A 19,359-nucleotide genomic window follows, 5' to 3' on the forward strand; every position below is an offset into this window, starting at 1 on the left:
CCACCCTCAACGGACGCCTGGCGGCGTGGTCCTTCCCTGCCCGTCGCCCGCCACCACCCTCGGTCGTCCGTCGGCCGGACGGGTGCGATCAGGCGGCGACGGCGTGCACGGCCTCCAGCAGGAGGTCGCGGCCCTCGGCGGCGTCCTCGGTCGACAGCGTCAGCGGCGGCGCCATGCGCAGGACGTTGCCGTGCACACCGCCCTTGCCCACGAGCAGCCCGCGTTCCCGGGCCTCCTCCAGGGCCCGTCCGGCCAGGGCGGCCGAGGGCGCCCCGGTCACCGGGTCGGCCATCTCCACCGCGAACATCAAGCCACGGCCGCGCACGTCCTTCACGCTCGGCAGCGCGGTCAGCGCCCGCAGGCCGCTCATGATCAGCGAACCCTGGCGCAGCGCGTTGCCCTGGAGGTCGTGCTCCAGCACGTAGTCCAGGGCCGCCCCGGCCGCCGCCATCGACACCGGGTTTCCGCCGAAGGTGGCCACACCCAGCGCGGGCAGGCGGTCCATGAGGTCGCCGCGCGCCACCACGCCCCCCACCGCGAAACCGTTGCCCAGGCCCTTGGCGAAGGTCATGGCGTCCGGCGTGACCCCGTGGGCGCCGATCCCGAAGAAACTCGACCCCGTGCGGCCCCACCCGGTCTGGACCTCGTCGGAGACGAACAGGATCCCGTGCTCGTCCAGGACCTCCTTGTAGGCGGCGTACAGGCCGTCCGGGGGCATCTGGAAGCCGCCCACCCCCTGCACAGGCTCGGCGATCAGGCACGCCACGTCGGGGGCCGCCGTGTCCAGGACGTCGCGCAGGTCGGCGACACAGGCCTCGACGTACTCCTGGTCCGTCATACCGCGGAACGCCGGCGCCGCGTGGTCGGTGCCGTGCAGGTAGTGCACGTTCAGCGGCGACAGGGAGGAGTTCTTCCAGACCCGGTTCCCGGTCACCGCGACCGTGCCGAACGAGCGGCCGTGGTAGCTGCCGCGCAGGGCCAGGACCTCATCGCTGCCGCGCGCGTGGGTGGCCAGCAGCAGGGCGGTCTCGTTGGCCTCGGTCCCGGAGTTGGTGAAGAACACCTTGGCGTCCGGTATGCCCGACAGCCGGGCGATCCGCTCGGCCAGCTCGACCTGGCCGCGGATGAGATAGAGGGTGGAGGTGTGCACCACGCCCCTGGCGATCTGGCGCTCAACGGCCTCACGGACCTCGGCCACGTCGTAGCCGAGCATGTTGGTGGCGATGCCGGTGAAGAAGTCCAGGTACGTGCGGCCCTCGGCGTCGGTGACACGGGAGCCCGACCCGCTGACGATCTCCAGCGGGGACTCGTAGTACAGCGGCATCCACGAGGGCATGACCGCGCGGTGGCGTGTGAGAAGTTCCGACATGTCCTCAGTGTCCCTGTGCTCCGGCGGGATGGCCAGGACCGGCCGGACGGCTTCGGGACGAGCGGGTTCGGACCGTATGCGGGATGTAACGCACGGCGCCGCCCGGCGTCACACCCCGTCCTAGAATGAGGGGATGCTTCCGACCCTCGCCGAGGTCCTCCGGCTGCCGCCCCTCCAACGCGCCCGGCCCAGGGTCGTCGCGGGGGCCGACCGCCTGGACGTGCCCGTCCGGTGGGTCCACATCGCCGACGTCACCGACCTCGCCCACCTGCTGTACGGCGGCGAACTGGTGCTCAGCACCGGCATCGCGATGCCCGACGACCCCGAGGCCCTGCGTCGCTACATGGACGACCTCGCCGAGGCCGGGGTGAGCGGCGTCGCCGTCGAACTCGGGCGCAAGTACCACACCGAACTCCCGCCCGCCTTCCTCGACGCCGCCCGCGCCGCCGGGGTGCCCCTCGTCCAGCTCGACCACGGGGCCCGGTTCGTCGAGATCACCGAGGCGGTGCACGTCCGGGTGGTCAACGAGCAACTGGAGGAGCTGCGCGAGTCCGAACAACTGCACTCGGTGTTCACCCGCCTGTCGGTGGAGGGCGCCGGCGCCGCCCAGGTCCTGCGCGAGGTCGCCCGCATGTCCGGCCGCCCGGTCGTGCTGGAGAACCTCACCCACCAGGTCCTGGCCTGCGACCTCAACGGCGCGGACCCCGCGGCGGTCCTCTCCTCGTGGGAGAACCGCTCGCGCGCGGTCCGCTCCGGCAGCCGCACCGTCTACGACCCCGACACCGGATGGCTGGCCACCGGTGTCGGAGCGCCCGGCCAGGACTGGGGCCGCCTCGTCCTCGTCGCGGGCGCGGACCCCGCGCCCCGCCAGCGGATGCTCGTCGAACGCGCCGCCACCACCCTGGCCCTGGGACGGCTGATCGAGCACCAGCAGGAGAGCCTGGAGCGCCAGACGCACCGGACGATCATCTCCGGGATCATCGACCGCTCCTACACCGACCCCGAGGAGGCGCTGGTCCGGGCGCGGGCCGTCGGGGTACCCCTCCAGGGCCGCCCGCTCCTGGGCCTGGTGCTGCGCCTGAGGGAGAGCGGCGGCGGCCTGGCCGGGCAGGCCCTGCTCTCCGACACAGCCGAGGCCGCCGCGCGGGCCTGCCGCGAACTGCGCCTGCCCGCGCTCGTGGGATCGCTGGACGACCTCAGGGTGGGCGTCCTGCTCCCCGTGCCGGAGCAGCGGAGCGCGGACCCGGCGCTGCGCGGGCTCGCCGACCGGGTCGCCGCCACGGTCGGGGACGCCGCGGTCCTGGCCGTGGGGTCGTCGGCCGAGGGCGTCCGGGAGGTGCGCCGCTCGTTCCTGGAAGCCCGCCAGGTGGGGGACGCGGCCGTCCGCCAGAGCGAGCGCCGGCCGTTCTACCGGCTGACCGACCTGCACCTGCGCGGGCTGCTGCACCTGCTGCGCGACGACGAGCGGTTGCAGACCTACGTGGAGCGCGAACTGGGCGCCCTGCTCGACCACGACGCGCGCCACGGCGGCGACCTCACCGAGATGCTCCGCCACTACCTGGAGGCCGGGCGCAACAAGGCGCTGGCGGCCGGCCGCGCGCACCTGTCCCGCCCGGCGTTCTACGATCGGCTGCGCCGGATCTCGCGCATCCTCGACGCCGACCTCGACTCGGTGGAGGCGTGCCTGTCGCTGCACGTGGCCCTGCTCTCCCTCGACTCGGTGCGCGACGACCGCTGACCGCCGCTCACCCGCCGTTGCGGTGGAGCTCCTCCACCTCCGCCCCCACCCGCTCGAAGGAGCACAGGACCCGCCGCACGGCCAGCCGCTCGGCCCGGTCGGGCCGCAGGACGGCGGAGACGTGCCGCGTGGACGCCGTGCCCGTGAGCTCGCGCAGGACCAGCCCCGCGCCGGTCGGCGTGGTGAAGCGCGGCAGGACGGCGATCCGGCCGCTGGAGGCCACCAGCGACTCCACCAGCCGGTTGTCCCGGAGCCGCTGGGCGACCGCCAGCGGCCGTCCCACCGCCTGCTCGACCGACCACAGCACCGTGTCGAAGGGATAGCCCTCCGGTACGCCGATCCACTCCTGGCCCTCCAGGTCGGCGGGGGACACCCGGGGCAGTGCGGCCAGCGGGTGGTCGGCGGCCATCGCGATGTCCAGCGGCTCACGCGCCAGCGGGACGACGGTCAGCCCCTCGGTCCCGGCAGGGCGGGCGCCGGTGAGGCTGTGGGCGATGACCACGTCGTTGTCCGTGGCCAGGTGCGCGAACTCCGCCTCGGCGAGGTCGAAGTCGCCGCACCGCAGCGTGATCGCGGTGCCGGAGATCTCGCGCAGCACCCCGGGGAACAGGAACGCCGCCGCGCTCGGCAGGGCGGCGACGGAGACCGTGCCCGTCGGCTCGCCGTGGAAGGCGTCCCAGCGCGCCCGTACCCGCTCGACGGCGGTCGCCACGGCCGTGCCGCCGTCGGCGAGCAGGCGGCCCGCCTCGGTCAGGCGCAGGCCGCGCCCCGACGGCTCCACCAGCGCGGCCCCGAACTCTCGCTGCGCCGTCTTGAGCTGCTGCGACACCGCCGAGGGCGTCCGGTACGTCGCCCGCGCCACGGCGGTGACACTGCCGTACTCGGCGAGTTCGCGCAGGAGTTCCAGATGCCGGACGTTCATGCAGCCATTCTAAAGAGTCGATGTAGCAATTATTGATTGTGCTTAATAGAGAACTCTGCTGACCTGGGACGTATGCCGCTCAGACACCGCCTGCTCGCCCTCTCCGTCGCCCTCATGTGGGGGCTCAACTTCATCGCCATCGACGCCTCCCTCACACACTTCCCCCCGTTCTTCCTGGTGGCCCTGCGCTTCACGCTCATCGCCCTGCCGACGGTGCTGCTCGTCCCCCGGCCGGGGGTGCCGGTGCGCTGGCTGGTCGGCTACGGGATCGGCTTCGGAACCCTCCAGTTCCTCTTCCTGTACTGGGGCATGGCCGCCGGGATGCCCGCGGGCCTGGCCTCGCTGGTCCTCCAGGCCTCCGCGCCGTTCACCGTCCTGCTCGGCGCGGTGCTCCTGCGCGAACGCCTCAGCGCGCGCCAGGCGGTCGGCATCGCGGTGGCCGTGTGCGGGATGGCGATGGTGGGCTGGCAGCGCGCCGAGCACGCCGCCGTCCTCCCGTTCCTGCTCACCCTGGCGGGCGCGTTCGGATGGGCGATCGGCAACACCTGCAACCGGCTCGCCAGGCCCGCGAACCCGCTGCACCTGACCCTGTGGATGTCCGTGGTCCCGCCGCTGCCGATGCTCGCCCTGGCGCTCGCGGTCGAGGGACCCGGACCCATCGCGGCGTCCCTGGCCTCCGTCGGCACCGCCGCCGCGCTCCCAGCCGTGGCCGGACTCGCCTACACCGTGGTGATCGGCACCGTGCTCGGCTCCGGCGTGTGGACCTGGCTCATGGCACGCCACCCGGCGGGCGTCGTCGCCCCGTTCTCCATGCTGGTCCCGGTGGTGGGGATGGCGGCCGCCTGGGCGGTCCTGCGCGAGACCGCGACCCCCGGCGAACTGGTCGGCGGCGCCCTGGTCGTCGGCGGGGTCCTGCTGGGCTCCTCCCGGCCCCGCGCCCGGCCGACGCCGCACCCGGAGCCGCTGCCACGGGACCCCGGCCCGGAGGAGACCGCGGCCGCGCGGTGACCGGCCGCGGGGATCGCGACGGTTTCCCGCGTTCGGGGGGTCCGGTCCGGGTTCATCCACCACAATGGGCGTCGATGTCTTTGGGTAGCCGGTCGGTAACACTACGGGGGGCGGGGTGGCATGAGGTCACTGCACGAGGAGGAGCATGAGGTCGCGGGACCGGTCGGCCCCGTGACGGTGGCGGGTTCGCCCTCCACCGCGGCGGACCGGTCGGCGAAGGCCCCGCCGCACCGCGAACCCTCCCACGACCGCGACGGCGCCCGCTCCCTCCTGGCCTACCTGCGCGCCTGCCTGAGCCGGGAGGCCGTGCACACCCACGTCGTGCCCGCCGCGCGGGTCGGCACCGACACCTGCGCCTGTCTGCCCACCGGCCCCGAGATCCTGCTCAGCGGGGCCGGCGACACCCTCCGCCTGGACCCCGGAGCCGCCCGGGTCGTGCGCGTGTCCCGCCTCGGCGGCCAGGCCCTGCGCTACGGGTACCCGCTGGTCGTCCTCGGGGAGGGCGACGACCGTGCCGCCCTCCCCCTGCTGACCGTCGACGTCCGCGCCGCCGACGAGCCCGACGCCCTCACCGCGCGCCCCGGGTGCCCGGCCGTCCGCGCCGTCGGACCGCCCGACGTCAACCCCGCCCTCCTCACCCGGCTCGGCGTCACCGACGCCGACGACCTCTTCGAACTCCGCGCCCGCCTGCGCGCCGGCACCCCCGCCGGGGTCCACCGCCCGGCGGCCGTCGCCGACCTCGCGGCCAAGGTGCGCGCCCTGCTCAACCGGTTGGAGATCGAACGCGTCGACGACATCGACCCGCGTGCCGCCCGCGGCCGCCCGGCCGCACTCACCGCCGGAGCCCACAACACCGCCGTGCTCTTTCGGGCCGGACCCGAGGACCGCCCCGACACCGACGGCCCCGCCCCCGGCACCGTCGCCGCCGTCCTCGCCGACCTCGACCCCTCCGGCCGGGACGGACTGGACCCCGACCGCGTCGCCGGCACCGCCCTGGAACCCCTCCTGGACCGCTCCGCCCCGGGCCCCCGTACCGACACCCCCCGGAGCCCGGCCCGCCCGCGGAAACCGACACAGGCGCCGCCACCGACCGCCGTCCCCGTCTCCGCCACGGCACTCGACCAGTCCCAGTACGCCGTCCTCGACTCCGCCATGCGCGAGCGGCTCACCGTGGCCGCCACCCCTCCCGGAACCGGTGCGTTCGACCTCGTCGACGCCCTCGTCCGCACCGCCACCGCCCACGGACAGCGCACCCTCGTCTGCGCCCACGGCGAGGACGACCTCGCCGAGATCACCCGCCGCGCGGGAACCGCCCCCGAACACCACCCCGTGCGCGTCGGCGGCCCCGAGCACCGCGAAACGGAGATGCGCCGACTCGACGCCCTGCTCACCGAGCACACCGCCGACCGGCCCCGGCTCGCGGACGACGGTCCCGACACGCACTGGGCCGACCTGGCACGGGACTGGGAACGCGTCCGCGACGCCTGGCGGGCCATGGACACCATGGCCTCCGGCGGAGCCGCCCTCGCCTACCTGGCCGCCGAACGCGCCCGCAGCATCGCCCACGGCTGGGACCCCGACGCCCTCTTCACCCCGGAGCGGGGCGGGCCCGAGTACTGGCTGCGCCGGGCCGAGGCCGCCGGCGGCGGCGGCCTCTCCGGGCTCCGCCACCGCGGGGCCGTCCGCCGCGAACTGGGCGTGAGCACCGACCCGGAGAACCTGGCCCGGCTGTGCGCCGTGGCCTCGATGGAACGCGACTGGCGCCGCGCCGTCGACCAGCGCACCCGCTGCGCCCCGCTCGACGCACTGGTCCGCGACCTCGCCGACGCACTCGCCCGCCACCGCCGCTCCGGCGCCGCCTGCCTCACCGCGGCCACCGAACCCCGCCTGCGCCGGGGACGGGCGGCCATCGCCCACCGGCTGGAGGCCCTCAACTGGCACGACGGCCCCGGCTGGCCCGGGATGCCCGACCTGCTCGACACCCTTCCCACCTGGATGTGCCGCACCGGCCAGGTCCGGGCCCTGCCCCCGCAGCCCGGGTTCTTCGACCTGGTGGTCGTGGTGGGCGCCGAACGCACCCGGGCCGCCGAACTGCTGCCCGCCCTCTACCGCGCGACCAGGGCCGTCGTGCTCGGCGATCCCGCCCACCCGGGGCCCGCGAGCGTACTCGAACCCTCCGAGGAGCGCCGCGCCGTCGCCGCCGCCGGGGTGAGCGCCGACCGACTCGACGAACAGGGGCTGCGGTACGGCTCGGGTTCGGCGCTGTGGGCCGCGCGCCGGGCCGCACCCGAACTGCTCTGGCTGGACGAGCACACCGGCGGCGCCCCGCGGCTCGCCGAGGCCGCCGCGCGGCACTGCTACGGCGGGCGCGTCTCGGTGCGCACCGTCCCCGACCCCGACGGCGGGCCGGTCCTGCGGTGGTACGACGTCGCCGGGGCCTGCGAGGCGGCCCCCGGAGCCTCCTACGTCAACAGGGACGAGGCCTACCGCGCCGCCATCGCCGCAGTCGAGGCCGACGCCGAGGCCGAGGAGGGCGCGGTCATCGCGGTCGTGGCGCCCACCCAGCCCCAGATCGCGCTGATCCGCAGGCAGTTGCGCACCCGGCACCTCGACCACGAGGTGCGCGTCGGCGGCCCCGAGGTGCTCTCCTCGGACGCGCGCACGGCCGACGTCACCGTGCTGTCCCCGATGCTCGGGGCCGGGGCCCCGGCCATCGCCGAACGCAGGATCCGGCGCATGGACCACCTGTGGTCGGCCGTGCTCACCCGGACCCGCCGCAGACTCGTCGTGGTGGGCGACCGCGGGTACTGGTCCGGCGGCGACGGGCCGCTGGCCGACCTGGACACCACTGCGCGGGGCCGTGTCCCCGCAGAGACGGCCGACCCGCTCCGGGACGCCCTGGCCGACCGGTTGCGCGAGACCGGCGCGACGGTCGAGGCCGGACGGACCGTGCGCGGCTGGACGGCCGACCTGATCGTGGGCCGCGCGGACCGGCACCTGGTCGTCCTCCTCGACCGGGGCCCCGACGGCCGCGCCCTGCGCCACCTGGTGCGCCGCGGCGAGGCCCTCGGCCGGGCCACCGGGGACCCCGTGGTCCTGGTCCCCGCCTGGCGCTGCCTGGCCGACACCCGGGCCCTGGTCCAGGAGATCCTCGTGTTCTGATGGTCCCTCGCTGTGTTCATGCGTCCTCGTGGGCTCGGACGGTGCTCGGGTGCCAAGGAGGCCGCGTCTTCGTCGCCCGCCACCGCCCTCAACTGACGCCTGCGGCGCGGTCCCGCCCGGCTCGTTCCTCGCTGCGGTGGAGACTCCTCCTGCAGACATCCTGTAGACACCGGCGGCGCCCTCGCCCTGCTTCCGGCCGCGGCCTGTGGCCGGACGGGTGGGGGAGTGGGCTTTGGGCTGTTCGGAGACCACTACCCTGAGTCGAGCACGATGTCCGGGGTGCGGTGGTCCGTCCGCCCTCCCGGACGGACCGGGGAGAGGAGGCGCGCGTGCCCGAGGGCCACACGCTGCACCGGCTGGCGGCGCACTTCGCCACGGCCTTCGGCGGGGCCGCGGTGCGCGCCTCCAGCCCGCAGGGCCGCTTCTCCGAGGGTGCGGCCCGGGTGGACGGACACGTGCTCACGGAGAGCGAGGCGCACGGAAAGCACCTGTTCCTGGGCTTCGACTCAGGGGAGTGGCTGCGCGTGCACCTGGGGCTCTACGGCGCGTGGACCTTCGGCGGGGCCGACGGCGAGCGGCACCTGGGGGCACCCAGGGCCGAGGGCGCGCGGCGTCTGGACCTGGACCGCGACGGCGCGGGCTTCGTGGTGCCGCCCGCACCGGCGGGCGCCGTCCGCGTGCGGCTGGTCACCGCCTCTGGCTGGGCGGACCTGCGCGGCGCCTCGGCGTGCGAACTGGTCACCGGGGAGGGCAAGCGGGCCGTCCAGGAACGCCTGGGCCCCGACCCGCTGCGCCCCGACGCCGACCCCGAGGCGGCCTGGCGCAAGGTCTCCCGGACCCGTACCAGCGTGGCTGCGCTGCTCATGCGCCAGGACGTCATCGCGGGTGTGGGCAACATCTACCGCGCCGAGTCGCTGTTCCGGGCCAGGATCGACCCCCTGACGCCCGGGCGCGACCTCACCCGAGGCCGGTGGGAGGCGCTCTGGACCGACCTGGGCGGTCTGCTCAGCGACGGCGTGCGCGACGGCTCCATCATCACCACCCGCCCCGAGCACCGCCCCGACCCCGGAGCGCGCCCGGTGCCCCGTGAGGACGCGCTCTACGTCTGCTACCGGACGGGTGAGCCCTGCCGCGTGTGCGGCGTCCCCGTCGCCTCGCGGGAGCTGGCCGGGCGCACCCTCTACTGGTGTCCCGGCTGTCAGGGTTAGGCTCCCCTAAGCACTCTGCGACTGATCGAGTACAATCCCATCCCACTTGCTTAACCGGTTCAGCACCATCGACTCTGGAGAGACGCATTGGGAGCACTGATGCGGCGACCGACCATCGTGGACATCGCCAAGGCGGCAGGCGTGTCCAAGGGTTCGGTCTCCTACGCGCTCAACGGACGCCCAGGGGTCTCGGACGAGACCCGCAAGCGCATCCTGGCCATCGCCCACGACCTGGGGTGGGCCCCCAGCAGCCCGGCCCGGGCCCTGTCCTCGGGGGGGAGGGTGGGCGCGATCGGCCTGGTGATAGACCGCCCGGCGCACGTCCTGGGCGTGGAGCCCTTCTTCATGCAGCTCGTGTCGGGCATCGAGGCGGAGTTGACCGGCTCGGGGGTCGACCTGCTGCTCCAGGTCACAGAGGAGCATCAAGCCGAGGTGGCCGCCTACCGCCGGTGGGCGGCCGAGCAGCGCGTGGACGGGGTGATCATCGTCGACGTGCGCACCGAGGACCCCAGGTTCGAGGCGGTGCAGAAGACGTTCCTGCCCACCGTCGTCCTCGGCGGGCCGGAGGGGATCGGGTCCCTGCCCTGCCTGTACACCGACGAGAGCGCCCCGGTGCGCGAGGTGGTGCACTACCTGGGGGCACTGGGTCACCAGAGGATCGCCCGGATCGCCGGCCCGGAGTACTTCGTGCACACCGGAAAGCGCACACGCGCGTTCCTGGAGGCCGCCGAGGAGGCCGGGATTGCTGAAGTGTACACCGAACACGCCGACTACACGGGCGAGGCGGGGACGCGCATCACGCGCAGGTTACTGACCCGCACGGACCGGCCCACCGCCCTGGTCTACGACAACGACCTCATGGCGGTCGCCGGCCTGGGGGTGGCCCGGGAACTGGGGGTGGACGTGCCCTCGCAACTGTCCATCGTCGCGTGGGACGACTCGACGCTGTGCGGCCTGGTGCGTCCGGCGCTCACCGCGGTGGTGCGCGATGTCGTCTCCTACGGCCGCGAGGCCGCTCGCATGCTGGTCAAGGTGGTGTCGGGTGAACGGGTTCAGAACAAGGAGATCTCCGCGGGGGAGCTCCAGCCGCGTGCGAGCACGGGCCTCCTGCTGTCCTAGGCAGGCATCTGTGAGCTGTCTGACCTGTTACAAGCGGATAACGGGGTCATGTCGGGGATTGACGCACTTCCTGTGGACGTGTTGTTGTTGGGATCACTTACCCGGTTCAGCAACGGTCTTCTGCGCCCCTGATTGGGAGCGCTCCCACCTTCTAGCATCACGGATTCACGGAAGGCACCCCCATCCGAAGGCCGACCGGGACAGAGGAGGAGTCGAGATGAGAGCTCTGCGGATTCCAGCCGCTCTCGCAGCGGTGGCCCTGGTGGCCACTGCCTGTTCAAGCGGTGGCGAAGGCGGCGACGGCGGTAGTGGCGGTGGCGCCTACCCCCGCAACGAAACCCTGTACACTTCCGGAACGGCGTGGGGGCCGCCCGTCAGCTGGAACCCGTTCATGCGGGGCCAGTACGCGGTCGGCACGATCGGTCTCGTCTACGAGCCGCTCTTCCTGTTCGACTACGCCGAGAACGAGTACGTGCACTGGCTCGCCGAGAGCGACGAGTGGACCGCCGACAACGTCCACGAGATCACCCTCCGCGAGGGCATCCAGTGGACAGACGGAGAGACCCTGGACGCCCAGGACGTCGCCACCACGCTGGAGCTGGGACAGGTCGAGGCCTCCCCGTACAGCAACGTGTGGAACTACGTCGAGGGCGTCGAGGCCACCGACGACCTCACCGTGACCGTCACCTTCTCCGAGTCCCGTCCTCAGGAGTGGATGAACTGGCTCTACACCAACCCGATCGTCCCGGACCACCTCTGGGCCGACGCCGGTGAGACCGACCTGGTCGACAACCCCAACGAGGACCCGGTCGGCACCGGTCCCTACGTCTACGAGGACCACGCCGACGACCGGATGATCTGGGAGCGCAACGACGGCTGGTGGGCCATCGAGCAGCTCGACCTCGACATGGACGCCAAGTACATCGTCGACGTCGTCAACGCCTCCAACGAGGTGACGATGGGCATGCTCTCCCAGAACGAGCTCGACCTGTCGAACAACTTCCTGCCCGGCATCGACCAGACGCTGAACAGCGACGAGACGCTGACCAGCTTCTACGACGGCCCGCCCTACATGCAGAGCGCCAACACCGCGTGGCTGGTGCTCAACCACGACCGCGCGCCGATGAACGACGTGGACTTCCGCCAGGCGCTGGCCCGGGCCATCAACACGACCCAGATCGTCGAGGGCCCCTACGCCAACCTGGTCGAGGCGGCCAACCCGACCGGCCTGCTTCCGGCCTGGGAGGACTACGTCGACCACCAGTTGGTCAGCGAGGCCAACGTCACCTACAGCCAGGAAGAGGCCATCGCCTACCTGGAGGACGCCGGCTACCAGGACGAGGACGGCGACGGCTTCATCGAGACGCCCGACGGCGACCCGATCGAGCTCACCCTCATGGTGCCCTCCGGCTGGACCGACTGGATGGAGGCCGCGCGCCTCATCGCCGAGGACGCCCAGGCGATCGGCATCAACGTCACCGCCGAGTTCCCCGAGTTCGACCTGCTGGTCGACCAGCGCAACTCCGGTGAGTACGACCTGCTGATCAACAACGAGCGCCAGCAGAGCAACACCCCCTGGACCTACTACGACTACCTCTTCCAGCTCCCCGTCCAGGAGCAGCAGACCACCGTGAACTTCGGTCGGTACGAGAACGAGGAAGCGTGGGAGCTGGTCGAGGAGCTCGCCGCCGTGCCCGCCGACGACGTCGAGGGCGCTGCCGAGGTCACCTCGCAGATCCAGGAGATCCAGCTCGCGGAGATGCCCGCCATCCCGCTCTGGTACAACGGCCTCTGGGCGCAGCACAGCACCACCCACTGGACCAACTGGCCGAGCGAGGCCGGGGACACTCCGAACACCCCCGCGGCCCTGTGGAACGGTTGGCTGGAGCTGGGCGGCGTGCGGACGCTGGCCGAGATCGAGCCGGTCGAGTAGACCCGACACCCAGAGGGCGCGGGAGGCGCCACCACGCCTCCCGCGCCCTTTCCACACCCTCACCCGGTCGGCTCGGATGAACCCGGGCCGACCGGACCTACGTCCGACGCCGACACCCGGAGGAAAGTGTGTGGCGCTACATCGGCCGCAAGTCCGTCATCTACATGCTGACGTTCGTCATCGCGGTCACCATCAACTGGATGATCCCCCGCTTCATGCCGGGGGACCCCGTCCGCAGCATGCTCTCCAGAGCCTCGGTCAGCGACCCCGCCGCGCTGGAGCGGATGAACAACTACTACAACGAGGTCTTCGGCCTCGACACCCCGCTGTATGAGCAGTACCTCAGCTTCTGGGCCGGCCTGGTCCGGGGCGACCTGGGCGTCAGCATCATGCTGTACCCCAAGCCCGTCACCGACGTCATCATGGGGGCGATCCCCTACACCCTGGCCCTGCTGCTCCCCGCCATCCTGCTGAGCTGGATCGTCGGCAACCGCTTCGGCGCCTTCGCCGCGCGCAGCAAGGTCCTGGACAACACCATCCTGCCGGTGGGCTACATCCTCACCGCCACCCCGTACATGTGGCTGGCCCTGCTGCTGGCCTGGTCGATCGGGATCGTCGCCGACGTCCTGCCCGCCTCCGGCGGCTACAGTTTCTCGCTGCGCCCCGACTTCTCCTGGGTGTTCATCTCCGACCTGATCCTCCACTGGATCCTGCCGTTCCTGTCCATGTTCCTGGTGGCCCTGGGCGGCTGGGCGATCGGCATGCGCAACATGATCATCTACGAGCTGGAGGCGGACTACTCCAACTACCTCCAGGCCCTCGGCGCACCGCGCAAGCTCATCCGCCGCTACGCCTTCCGCAACGCGATGCTCCCGCAGATCACCGGCCTGGCGGTCCAGCTCGGCACGATCATCGCGGGCTCCCTGCTCACCGAGATCGTGTTCAACTACCCCGGCCTGGGCAGCCTCATCCTGGACTCCATCAACAACAACGACTTCTTCCTCCTGCAGGGCATCTTCCTGTTCGTGGTCGTCGGGGTCCTCATCGCCAACTTCATCATCGACATCGTCTACGTCCTGATCGACCCGCGCACCCGGGTCCAGATGACGGGAGGTGCGGCATGACCAACGTCGCTGGAGCCCCGGGCGCCGACAAGGCGGAGCCCACGGTCGGCGGCGAACGCAGGTTCGCCGAGACCCTGCACTTCGCCCGCCGCAACCCCAAGCTGCTCATCGGCCTCGGCATCGTCCTGGGCTTCTTCCTGCTCGGCCTCATCGGCCCGCTCTTCGTCGACCACGACCCCAACGAGTACGTCGGCCCGCAGAGCCAGCCGCCCAACGGCGAGTTCTGGCTGGGCACCACGAGCTTCGGCCAGGACATCTGGGCGCAGTTCGTCTACGGCGTGCGCTCGACCTTCCTCATCGGCTTCTTCGGCGGCGGCGTCGCCTTCCTCGTCGGCACCGCAGTCGGCTTCTTCGCCGGGTACAAGGGCGGATGGATCGACGACGTCCTCAACATGCTCACGAACGTGGTGCTGGTCCTGCCCGCCATGGTCGTCCTCATCGTCGCCATCGCCTACCTGGACGCCCGCGGCGTGCTCATCCAGGGCATCTTCATCGGCCTCACCACCTGGCCCTGGGCGGCGCGCGCGGTGCGCTCCCAGACCCTGTCCCTGGCCACCCGCGACTACGTGGACCTGGCCCGGCTCAGCGGACGGCGCACCTGGCGGATCATCACCTCGGAACTGGCGCCCAACATGAGCTCCTACCTGGTGATGACGTCCATCCTGCTCTTCGGCGGCGCCGTGCTCACAGCGGCCGGCCTGGACTTCATCGGCCTCGGCCCGACCAACGGCGTCTCCCTCGGCCTGATGCTGGAGAACGCGGTCCAGTGGAGCGCCCTCCAACTGGGGCTGTGGTGGTGGTTCATCCCGCCCGGCCTCGGAATCACCGTGATCGTGAGTTCGCTGTACATCCTCAACGTCGGGTTGGACGAAGTGTTCAACCCCAAGCTGCGGGAGCTGTGATGACTCTTCGCGTCAAGGACCTCAAGGTCTACTACCAGACCCTGCGCGGGGACGTCCACGCCCTCGACGGGGTGACGTTCGACCTCGAAGACGGGGAGATCATGGGCCTGGCCGGCGAGTCCGGCTGCGGCAAGAGCACCCTGGGCAAGAGCCTCATCAGGCTCGACTCCCGGATGCGCCACGTCGGGGGCTCGATCGAGCTGGACGGCAAGGACGTGCCCATCGCCGACGACGACGCGATGGTCCCCCTGCGCTACCACGAGATCTCGCTCATCCCGCAGTACGCGATGAGCGCGCTCAACCCCACCCGCAAGATCGGGCGGCTGGTCACCGAACTGCTGCGCGCCCGCGGCGTCCGCCCCGGGGACATCGAGGACGAGCTCAAGCGCCGCCTGGAACTGGTGGGCCTCTCCACCGACGTGCTCAACCGGTTCCCCATCGAGCTGTCGGGCGGCATGAAGCAGCGCGTGGTCATGGTGATCTCCACGCTGCTCAACCCGTCCCTGCTCATCGCCGACGAGGTCACCTCGGCGCTGGACGTGTCCACCCAGCGCTCGGTCGCCGAGTCGCTCGTGGAGTTCCGCGACCGCGAGTACGTGCGCAGCATGGTGTTCGTGACCCACGACATCTCGCTCGTGTACCAGATGGCCGACACCATCATGGTGATGTACGCGGGCCGCATCGCCGAGAAGGCGCCGGTCAAGACCATCATCGACGCCCCGAGGCACCCCTACACGCAGATGCTCATCTCGGCCCTGCCCGAGGTAGGCTCCACCTCCACGGAGGAACGCCTGGAGGGCATCCCGGGCAAGCCGCCCGGCCTGCTCAACCCCCCCACGGGGTGCCGTTTCAGGGACCGCTGCCCCATGGCGTTCGACAAGTGCGCCGAGCAGCCTCCCCTGCTGGAGATCGAACCCGGCCACTGGGCCGCGTGCTGGAAGACGGGTGAGTGACGGTGAGTGAGACCCTGCTCGAACTCGACCACGTGCACAAGGTGTACCGGACCGGAGCGTTCGGCGGTGGACGCAAGCGCGCGGTGCGCGACGTCAACCTGACCGTACGCGCGGGCGAGGTCGTGTCCCTCATCGGTGAGAGCGGCAGCGGCAAGAGCACGATCGGCAAGATGGTGCTCGGGCTGACGTCGGTCTCCGAGGGGCAGATCCGCTACGAGGGCACCGACGTCTCGACGATCAAGGGCTTCAAGGCCCGCAAGGAGTACTACCGCCACGTGCAGGGGGTCTTCCAGGACCCCTTCAGTTGCTTCAACCCCATCTTCAAGGCCGACCGAGTCTTCGAGATGGTGCGCCAGTCCTACGCGCCCGACACCTCCCAGGAGGAGTGGCGCGAGAAGGTCCTGTCGTCGCTGGACACGGTCCGCCTCGACCCGGGCAACGTGCTGAACAAGTACCCCCACCAGCTCAGCGGCGGGCAGTTGCAGCGCATGCTCATCGCCCGCGCCCTGCTGCTGGACATCAAGGTGCTGGTGGCCGACGAGATCATCAGCATGCTCGACGCCTCCACCCGGATCGACGTGCTCAACCTGCTCGTCGACCTCAAGGAGCGCGGCCTGGGCATCCTGTTCGTCACGCACGACCTGTCCCTGGGCAACTACGTCAGCGACACCTCGGTGATCCTGCACAAGGGCGCCGTCGCCGAGATGGGGCCCACCCAGCGCGTGTTCGAGAACCCGCTGCACCCCTACAGCCGCCACCTGCTCTCCTGTGTGCCGCAGTTGCACCAGACCTGGGCCGAGGTCGACGCCGAACTGGCGGCCAACCCGCCCGAGGACGTCACGCTGCCGACGGTGCCCGAGGGCGAGTACACGGCGCCGCTGCTGGAGGCCGAGGCCGGACACTTCGTCGGTATCGACCAGACATGAGCAAGGAAGACCACGTGAACACCCTGATCGATCTGACAAGCGGCTGGGCCCTGGAGCCTCGCGGGGACCGCCTCCAGGGCCCGGCCGCCGGGGTCGGGACGGTGTCGGCCCAGGTGCCGGGCTGTGTCCACACGGACCTGCTCCGGCACGGGCTGATCGACGAGCCCTATACCGACGACAACGAGACGCGTCTGGGGTGGATCGGCCGCACTGACTGGCGCTACTCCCGCTCCCTGGCGGAGGAGGCGGCCGCGCTGTCGTCCCACGACCGGGTGGACCTGGTGTGCGAGGGGCTGGACACGGTCTCCTCCATCCGGGTGGCCGGGCGCGAGGCGGGCCGGTCGGAGAACATGCACCGCACCCACCGGTTCGATGTCACCGAGGCCCTGGCCTCGGCCGGCGGCGACCCGGAGCTCGTCGTGGACTTCGCCTCCCCCTACGGGTACGCCGAGGCCCACCGGGAGCGAATGGGAGCGCTCCCGGCCGCCTACGACGAGCCCTACCAGTACATCCGCAAGATGGCGTGCAACTTCGGCTGGGACTGGGGCCCGACCCTGGTCACCTCCGGCATCTGGCGCCCCATCCGCCTGCACGCCTGGTCCACCGCGCGCATCGCCGCCGTCCGGCCCCTGGTCTCCGTCGAGGGCACCACCGGCCGGGTCGCGGTCCACGTCGGCCTGGAGCGCACCGACGCGGGCCGACAGAGGGAACTGACCCTCACCGCGACCGTCGGCGGTGCCGAGGCCAAGGCCACCGTCGCCCCCGGCGATGAGCGCGCCGTCCTGGAGTTGGAGGTGCCCCAGGCGGAACTGTGGTGGCCGCGCGGCCACGGCGGCCAGCCGCTGTACGACCTGGAGGTGGAACTGGCCGCCGACGGCGCCGCCCTGGAGGGGTGGTCCCGGCGGATCGGCTTCCGCGAGGTGGGCATCGCCAGCGAGCCCGACGCCGAGGGAGCCGCCTTCGCGGTCACCGTGAACGGACGCCGCATCCTGGTCAAGGGCGCCAACTGGATCCCCGACGACACCTTCCCCACCCGAGTGGGGGAGGCCCGCTACCGCGAGCGCGTCACGCAGGCCTGCGAAGCCGGCATGAACCTGCTGCGCGTGTGGGGCGGCGGGATCTACGAGTCCGACGACTTCTACGAGGTCTGCTCCGAACTGGGCGTGCTCGTGTGGCAGGACTTCCTGTTCGCGTGCGCCGCCTACCCCGAGGACGACCCGATCGCCGCCGAGGTGGAGGCCGAGGCACGGGAGGCGGTCGTCCGACTGTCCCCGCACGCCTCTCTCGCGGTGTGGTGCGGCAACAACGAGAACATCTGGGGCCACGAGGACTGGGGGTGGAAGGAGGAGCTCGACGGCCGCCCCTGGGGCGCCGGGTACTACCTGGACCTGCTGCCCCGCGTGGTCGCCGAACTCGACCCCACCCGGCCCTACTGGCCGGGCAGCCCCTACTCCGAGGGCGAGGGGGTGCACCCCAACGACGCCGCCCACGGCACCATGCACGTGTGGGACGTGTGGAACGACCTGGAGTACACGCACTACCGCGACCACCGGCCCCGGTTCGCGGCGGAGTTCGGCTACCAGGCACCGCCCAACCACGCCACCCTGCGCTCCGCGGTGTCCGATGACCCGCTGACCCCGTCCTCGCCCGGCGTGGCCCACCACCAGAAGGCCGAGGACGGCGACGCCAAGCTCGCCCGCGGCCTGCGGGAGCACTTCGGCGACCGCGCGTGGGACTACGACGCCTGGCACTACCTGACCCAGGTGGCGCAGGCGCGGGCGCTGGAGGTGGGGATCGGCTACTACCGCTCCCTGTGGCCGTACTGCACGGGCACGGTGGTGTGGCAGATCAACGACTGCTGGCCGGTGACCTCGTGGGCGCTGGTCGACGGCGCGGCGCGGCTCAAGCCCGCGTGGTACGCGGTGCGCTCGGTCTACGCCGACCGCGTCGCCACGGTGCAGCCCGCCGACGGCGGCCGCCTGTGCGTCGTCCTGGGCAACGACACCGACCAGGAGTGGACCACCGAGCTCACCCTGGCACGCCGCAGCGCCGGGGGAGAGGTGCTGGCCTCCTCGGTCCACCCGGTCCGGGTGGCGCCGCGCGGTGCGCTGCGGGTCTCCGTGGCCGCCGAGTTGGCCCGTCCGGAGCGCGCCGAGAGCGAGGTGCTCACCGTCGACGGTGCGGGGGAGCGGGCGTGGTGGTTCTTCGCACGTGACCGCGATTTCGCCTACGGGGCCCCGGAATTCGACACGGAAACCCGGGTCGAGGGCGCTGATCTGCTCGTGAGCGTGCGGGCCCGGGTGCTGTTGCGGGACCTGGTGCTCAACGCCGACCGGCTCGACCCGCAGGCGTCCGCGGACAGCGCCCTGGTGACGCTGCTCCCGGGCGAGGAGCACACGTTCCGGGTGCGGGGCGGCGCCGGGCTCGACCCGGAGGCCGTCGTGGCGGCGCCGGTGCTGACCTGCGTGAACGAAGTTCTGGCAAAGTGAGGGTGATCGCTTGGTAACGCTGGGGCGTCGGATGTCCGGTGTGCGGGGGATTGCCGCTGCCAGCAGCGAATATTCCCTCGCCGACGGTGCGTGTCCCCACACCGGAACCCTCCCCCGGGCGCTCCGGCTGTGATAAGTTCGTAGTGATTGTTAGTCGTTGAATTTCGCAGTTGGTGTTTTGCCCGCGGAGTTTGTGACCGGCGGGCGGTTTCTCAAAGATCGGCTCGCGGCAATTTGCGGATGTGAGTCTGCATCCGTGTACACCGAGCTGAAGGAGAGAAACATGGCTCAGGGAACTGTGAAGTGGTTCAACGGCGAGAAGGGCTTCGGCTTCATCTCCCCCGACGACGGCGGCCCGGACGCCTTCGTCCACTACAGCGCGATCCAGGGTTCCGGCTTCCGTAACCTGGAGGAGAACCAGCGCGTGGAGTTCGAGATCACGCAGGGCAACCGCGGCCCGCAGGCCGACAACGTCAAGGCCCTCTAAGGTCCTGATCGTTTGAGCC

Annotated in this window: 14 protein-coding genes; 12 read left to right on the forward strand and 2 right to left on the reverse strand. The window is 71.7% G+C overall.

Going from position 1 to position 19,359, the window contains the following annotated elements:
• Nucleotides 1-88: 88 nt before the first annotated feature.
• Nucleotides 89-1,369 (reverse strand): aspartate aminotransferase family protein, encoded by a 1,281-nt coding sequence (locus ACFHWE_RS21405; protein ID WP_416603587.1) that lies wholly within the window; start codon nucleotides 1,367-1,369, stop codon nucleotides 89-91.
• A 133-nt stretch (nucleotides 1,370-1,502) separates the two neighbouring features.
• On the opposite strand from ACFHWE_RS21405, the gene ACFHWE_RS21410 reads away from it, so the two are divergent.
• On the forward strand, nucleotides 1,503-3,107 hold the full coding sequence (locus tag ACFHWE_RS21410; protein WP_416603589.1) for a PucR family transcriptional regulator: 1,605 nt from the start codon (nucleotides 1,503-1,505) through the stop codon (nucleotides 3,105-3,107).
• A 7-nt stretch (nucleotides 3,108-3,114) separates the two neighbouring features.
• Here ACFHWE_RS21410 and ACFHWE_RS21415 read toward each other — a convergent pair whose 3' ends face one another.
• Nucleotides 3,115-4,029, reverse strand: coding sequence for a LysR family transcriptional regulator (locus ACFHWE_RS21415; protein WP_416603590.1), 915 nt, complete (start codon nucleotides 4,027-4,029; stop codon nucleotides 3,115-3,117).
• 72 nt (nucleotides 4,030-4,101) lie between these two features.
• Between ACFHWE_RS21415 and ACFHWE_RS21420 the strand changes: the two genes are divergently transcribed.
• The 11 genes from ACFHWE_RS21420 (at nucleotide 4,102) to ACFHWE_RS21470 (ending at nucleotide 19,340) form a co-directional block, all read left to right on the forward strand.
• Nucleotides 4,102-5,037: an EamA family transporter gene (locus ACFHWE_RS21420; protein WP_416603592.1), complete on the forward strand. Its 936-nt coding sequence runs from the start codon at nucleotides 4,102-4,104 to the stop codon at nucleotides 5,035-5,037.
• 120 nt (nucleotides 5,038-5,157) lie between these two features.
• On the forward strand, nucleotides 5,158-8,199 hold the full coding sequence (locus ACFHWE_RS21425) for a DNA helicase (RefSeq protein WP_416603593.1): 3,042 nt from the start codon (nucleotides 5,158-5,160) through the stop codon (nucleotides 8,197-8,199).
• Between the two features lie 329 nt (nucleotides 8,200-8,528).
• Nucleotides 8,529-9,407: an Fpg/Nei family DNA glycosylase gene (locus ACFHWE_RS21430; RefSeq protein ID WP_416603594.1), complete on the forward strand. Its 879-nt coding sequence runs from the start codon at nucleotides 8,529-8,531 to the stop codon at nucleotides 9,405-9,407.
• 99 nt (nucleotides 9,408-9,506) lie between these two features.
• Nucleotides 9,507-10,526: a LacI family DNA-binding transcriptional regulator gene (locus ACFHWE_RS21435; protein WP_416603595.1), complete on the forward strand. Its 1,020-nt coding sequence runs from the start codon at nucleotides 9,507-9,509 to the stop codon at nucleotides 10,524-10,526.
• A gap of 217 nt (nucleotides 10,527-10,743) precedes the next feature.
• The gene (locus ACFHWE_RS21440; RefSeq protein WP_416603596.1) at nucleotides 10,744-12,459 is read left to right on the forward strand and encodes an ABC transporter substrate-binding protein; all 1,716 of its coding nucleotides are present in this window, start codon (nucleotides 10,744-10,746) and stop codon (nucleotides 12,457-12,459) included.
• 128 nt (nucleotides 12,460-12,587) lie between these two features.
• The gene (locus ACFHWE_RS21445) at nucleotides 12,588-13,583 is read left to right on the forward strand and encodes an ABC transporter permease (RefSeq protein ID WP_416603597.1); all 996 of its coding nucleotides are present in this window, start codon (nucleotides 12,588-12,590) and stop codon (nucleotides 13,581-13,583) included.
• Nucleotides 13,580-14,485 carry an ABC transporter permease gene (locus ACFHWE_RS21450; protein ID WP_416603599.1) on the forward strand — a complete coding sequence of 302 codons (906 nt, stop codon included), beginning with the start codon at nucleotides 13,580-13,582 and terminating at the stop codon, nucleotides 14,483-14,485. Before ACFHWE_RS21445 ends, ACFHWE_RS21450 begins: the two co-directional genes overlap by 4 nt.
• Nucleotides 14,485-15,438: an ABC transporter ATP-binding protein gene (locus ACFHWE_RS21455; protein ID WP_416603600.1), complete on the forward strand. Its 954-nt coding sequence runs from the start codon at nucleotides 14,485-14,487 to the stop codon at nucleotides 15,436-15,438. Before ACFHWE_RS21450 ends, ACFHWE_RS21455 begins: the two co-directional genes overlap by 1 nt.
• Before the next feature lie 14 nt (nucleotides 15,439-15,452).
• Nucleotides 15,453-16,364: an ABC transporter ATP-binding protein gene (locus tag ACFHWE_RS21460; protein ID WP_028648389.1), complete on the forward strand. Its 912-nt coding sequence runs from the start codon at nucleotides 15,453-15,455 to the stop codon at nucleotides 16,362-16,364.
• The gene (locus tag ACFHWE_RS21465; protein WP_416603602.1) at nucleotides 16,361-18,853 is read left to right on the forward strand and encodes a glycoside hydrolase family 2 protein; all 2,493 of its coding nucleotides are present in this window, start codon (nucleotides 16,361-16,363) and stop codon (nucleotides 18,851-18,853) included. The genes ACFHWE_RS21460 and ACFHWE_RS21465 overlap by 4 nt, the downstream gene beginning before the upstream one ends.
• Before the next feature lie 283 nt (nucleotides 18,854-19,136).
• Complete coding sequence (locus tag ACFHWE_RS21470; RefSeq protein ID WP_028648387.1) at nucleotides 19,137-19,340, forward strand: cold-shock protein; 204 nt, start codon at nucleotides 19,137-19,139, stop codon at nucleotides 19,338-19,340.
• Nucleotides 19,341-19,359 lie beyond the last annotated feature (19 nt).

Source organism: Nocardiopsis sp. LOL_012, assembly GCF_048060475.1.
Classification (GTDB): Bacteria; Actinomycetota; Actinomycetes; order Streptosporangiales; family Streptosporangiaceae; genus Nocardiopsis.

Bases quoted from the DNA above. Each gene is read 5' to 3' on its own strand.
- ACFHWE_RS21405 (WP_416603587.1), bottom strand. From the start codon at position 1,369: ATGTCGGAACTTCTCACACGCCACCGCGCGGTCATGCCCTCGTGGATG.
- ACFHWE_RS21410 (WP_416603589.1), top strand. From the start codon at position 1,503: ATGCTTCCGACCCTCGCCGAGGTCCTCCGGCTGCCGCCCCTCCAACGC.
- ACFHWE_RS21415 (WP_416603590.1), bottom strand. From the start codon at position 4,029: ATGAACGTCCGGCATCTGGAACTCCTGCGCGAACTCGCCGAGTACGGC.
- ACFHWE_RS21420 (WP_416603592.1), top strand. From the start codon at position 4,102: ATGCCGCTCAGACACCGCCTGCTCGCCCTCTCCGTCGCCCTCATGTGG.
- ACFHWE_RS21425 (WP_416603593.1), top strand. From the start codon at position 5,158: ATGAGGTCACTGCACGAGGAGGAGCATGAGGTCGCGGGACCGGTCGGC.
- ACFHWE_RS21435 (WP_416603595.1), top strand. From the start codon at position 9,507: ATGCGGCGACCGACCATCGTGGACATCGCCAAGGCGGCAGGCGTGTCC.
- ACFHWE_RS21440 (WP_416603596.1), top strand. From the start codon at position 10,744: ATGAGAGCTCTGCGGATTCCAGCCGCTCTCGCAGCGGTGGCCCTGGTG.
- ACFHWE_RS21450 (WP_416603599.1), top strand. From the start codon at position 13,580: ATGACCAACGTCGCTGGAGCCCCGGGCGCCGACAAGGCGGAGCCCACG.
- ACFHWE_RS21455 (WP_416603600.1), top strand. From the start codon at position 14,485: ATGACTCTTCGCGTCAAGGACCTCAAGGTCTACTACCAGACCCTGCGC.
- ACFHWE_RS21465 (WP_416603602.1), top strand. From the start codon at position 16,361: ATGAGCAAGGAAGACCACGTGAACACCCTGATCGATCTGACAAGCGGC.
- ACFHWE_RS21470 (WP_028648387.1), top strand. From the start codon at position 19,137: ATGGCTCAGGGAACTGTGAAGTGGTTCAACGGCGAGAAGGGCTTCGGC.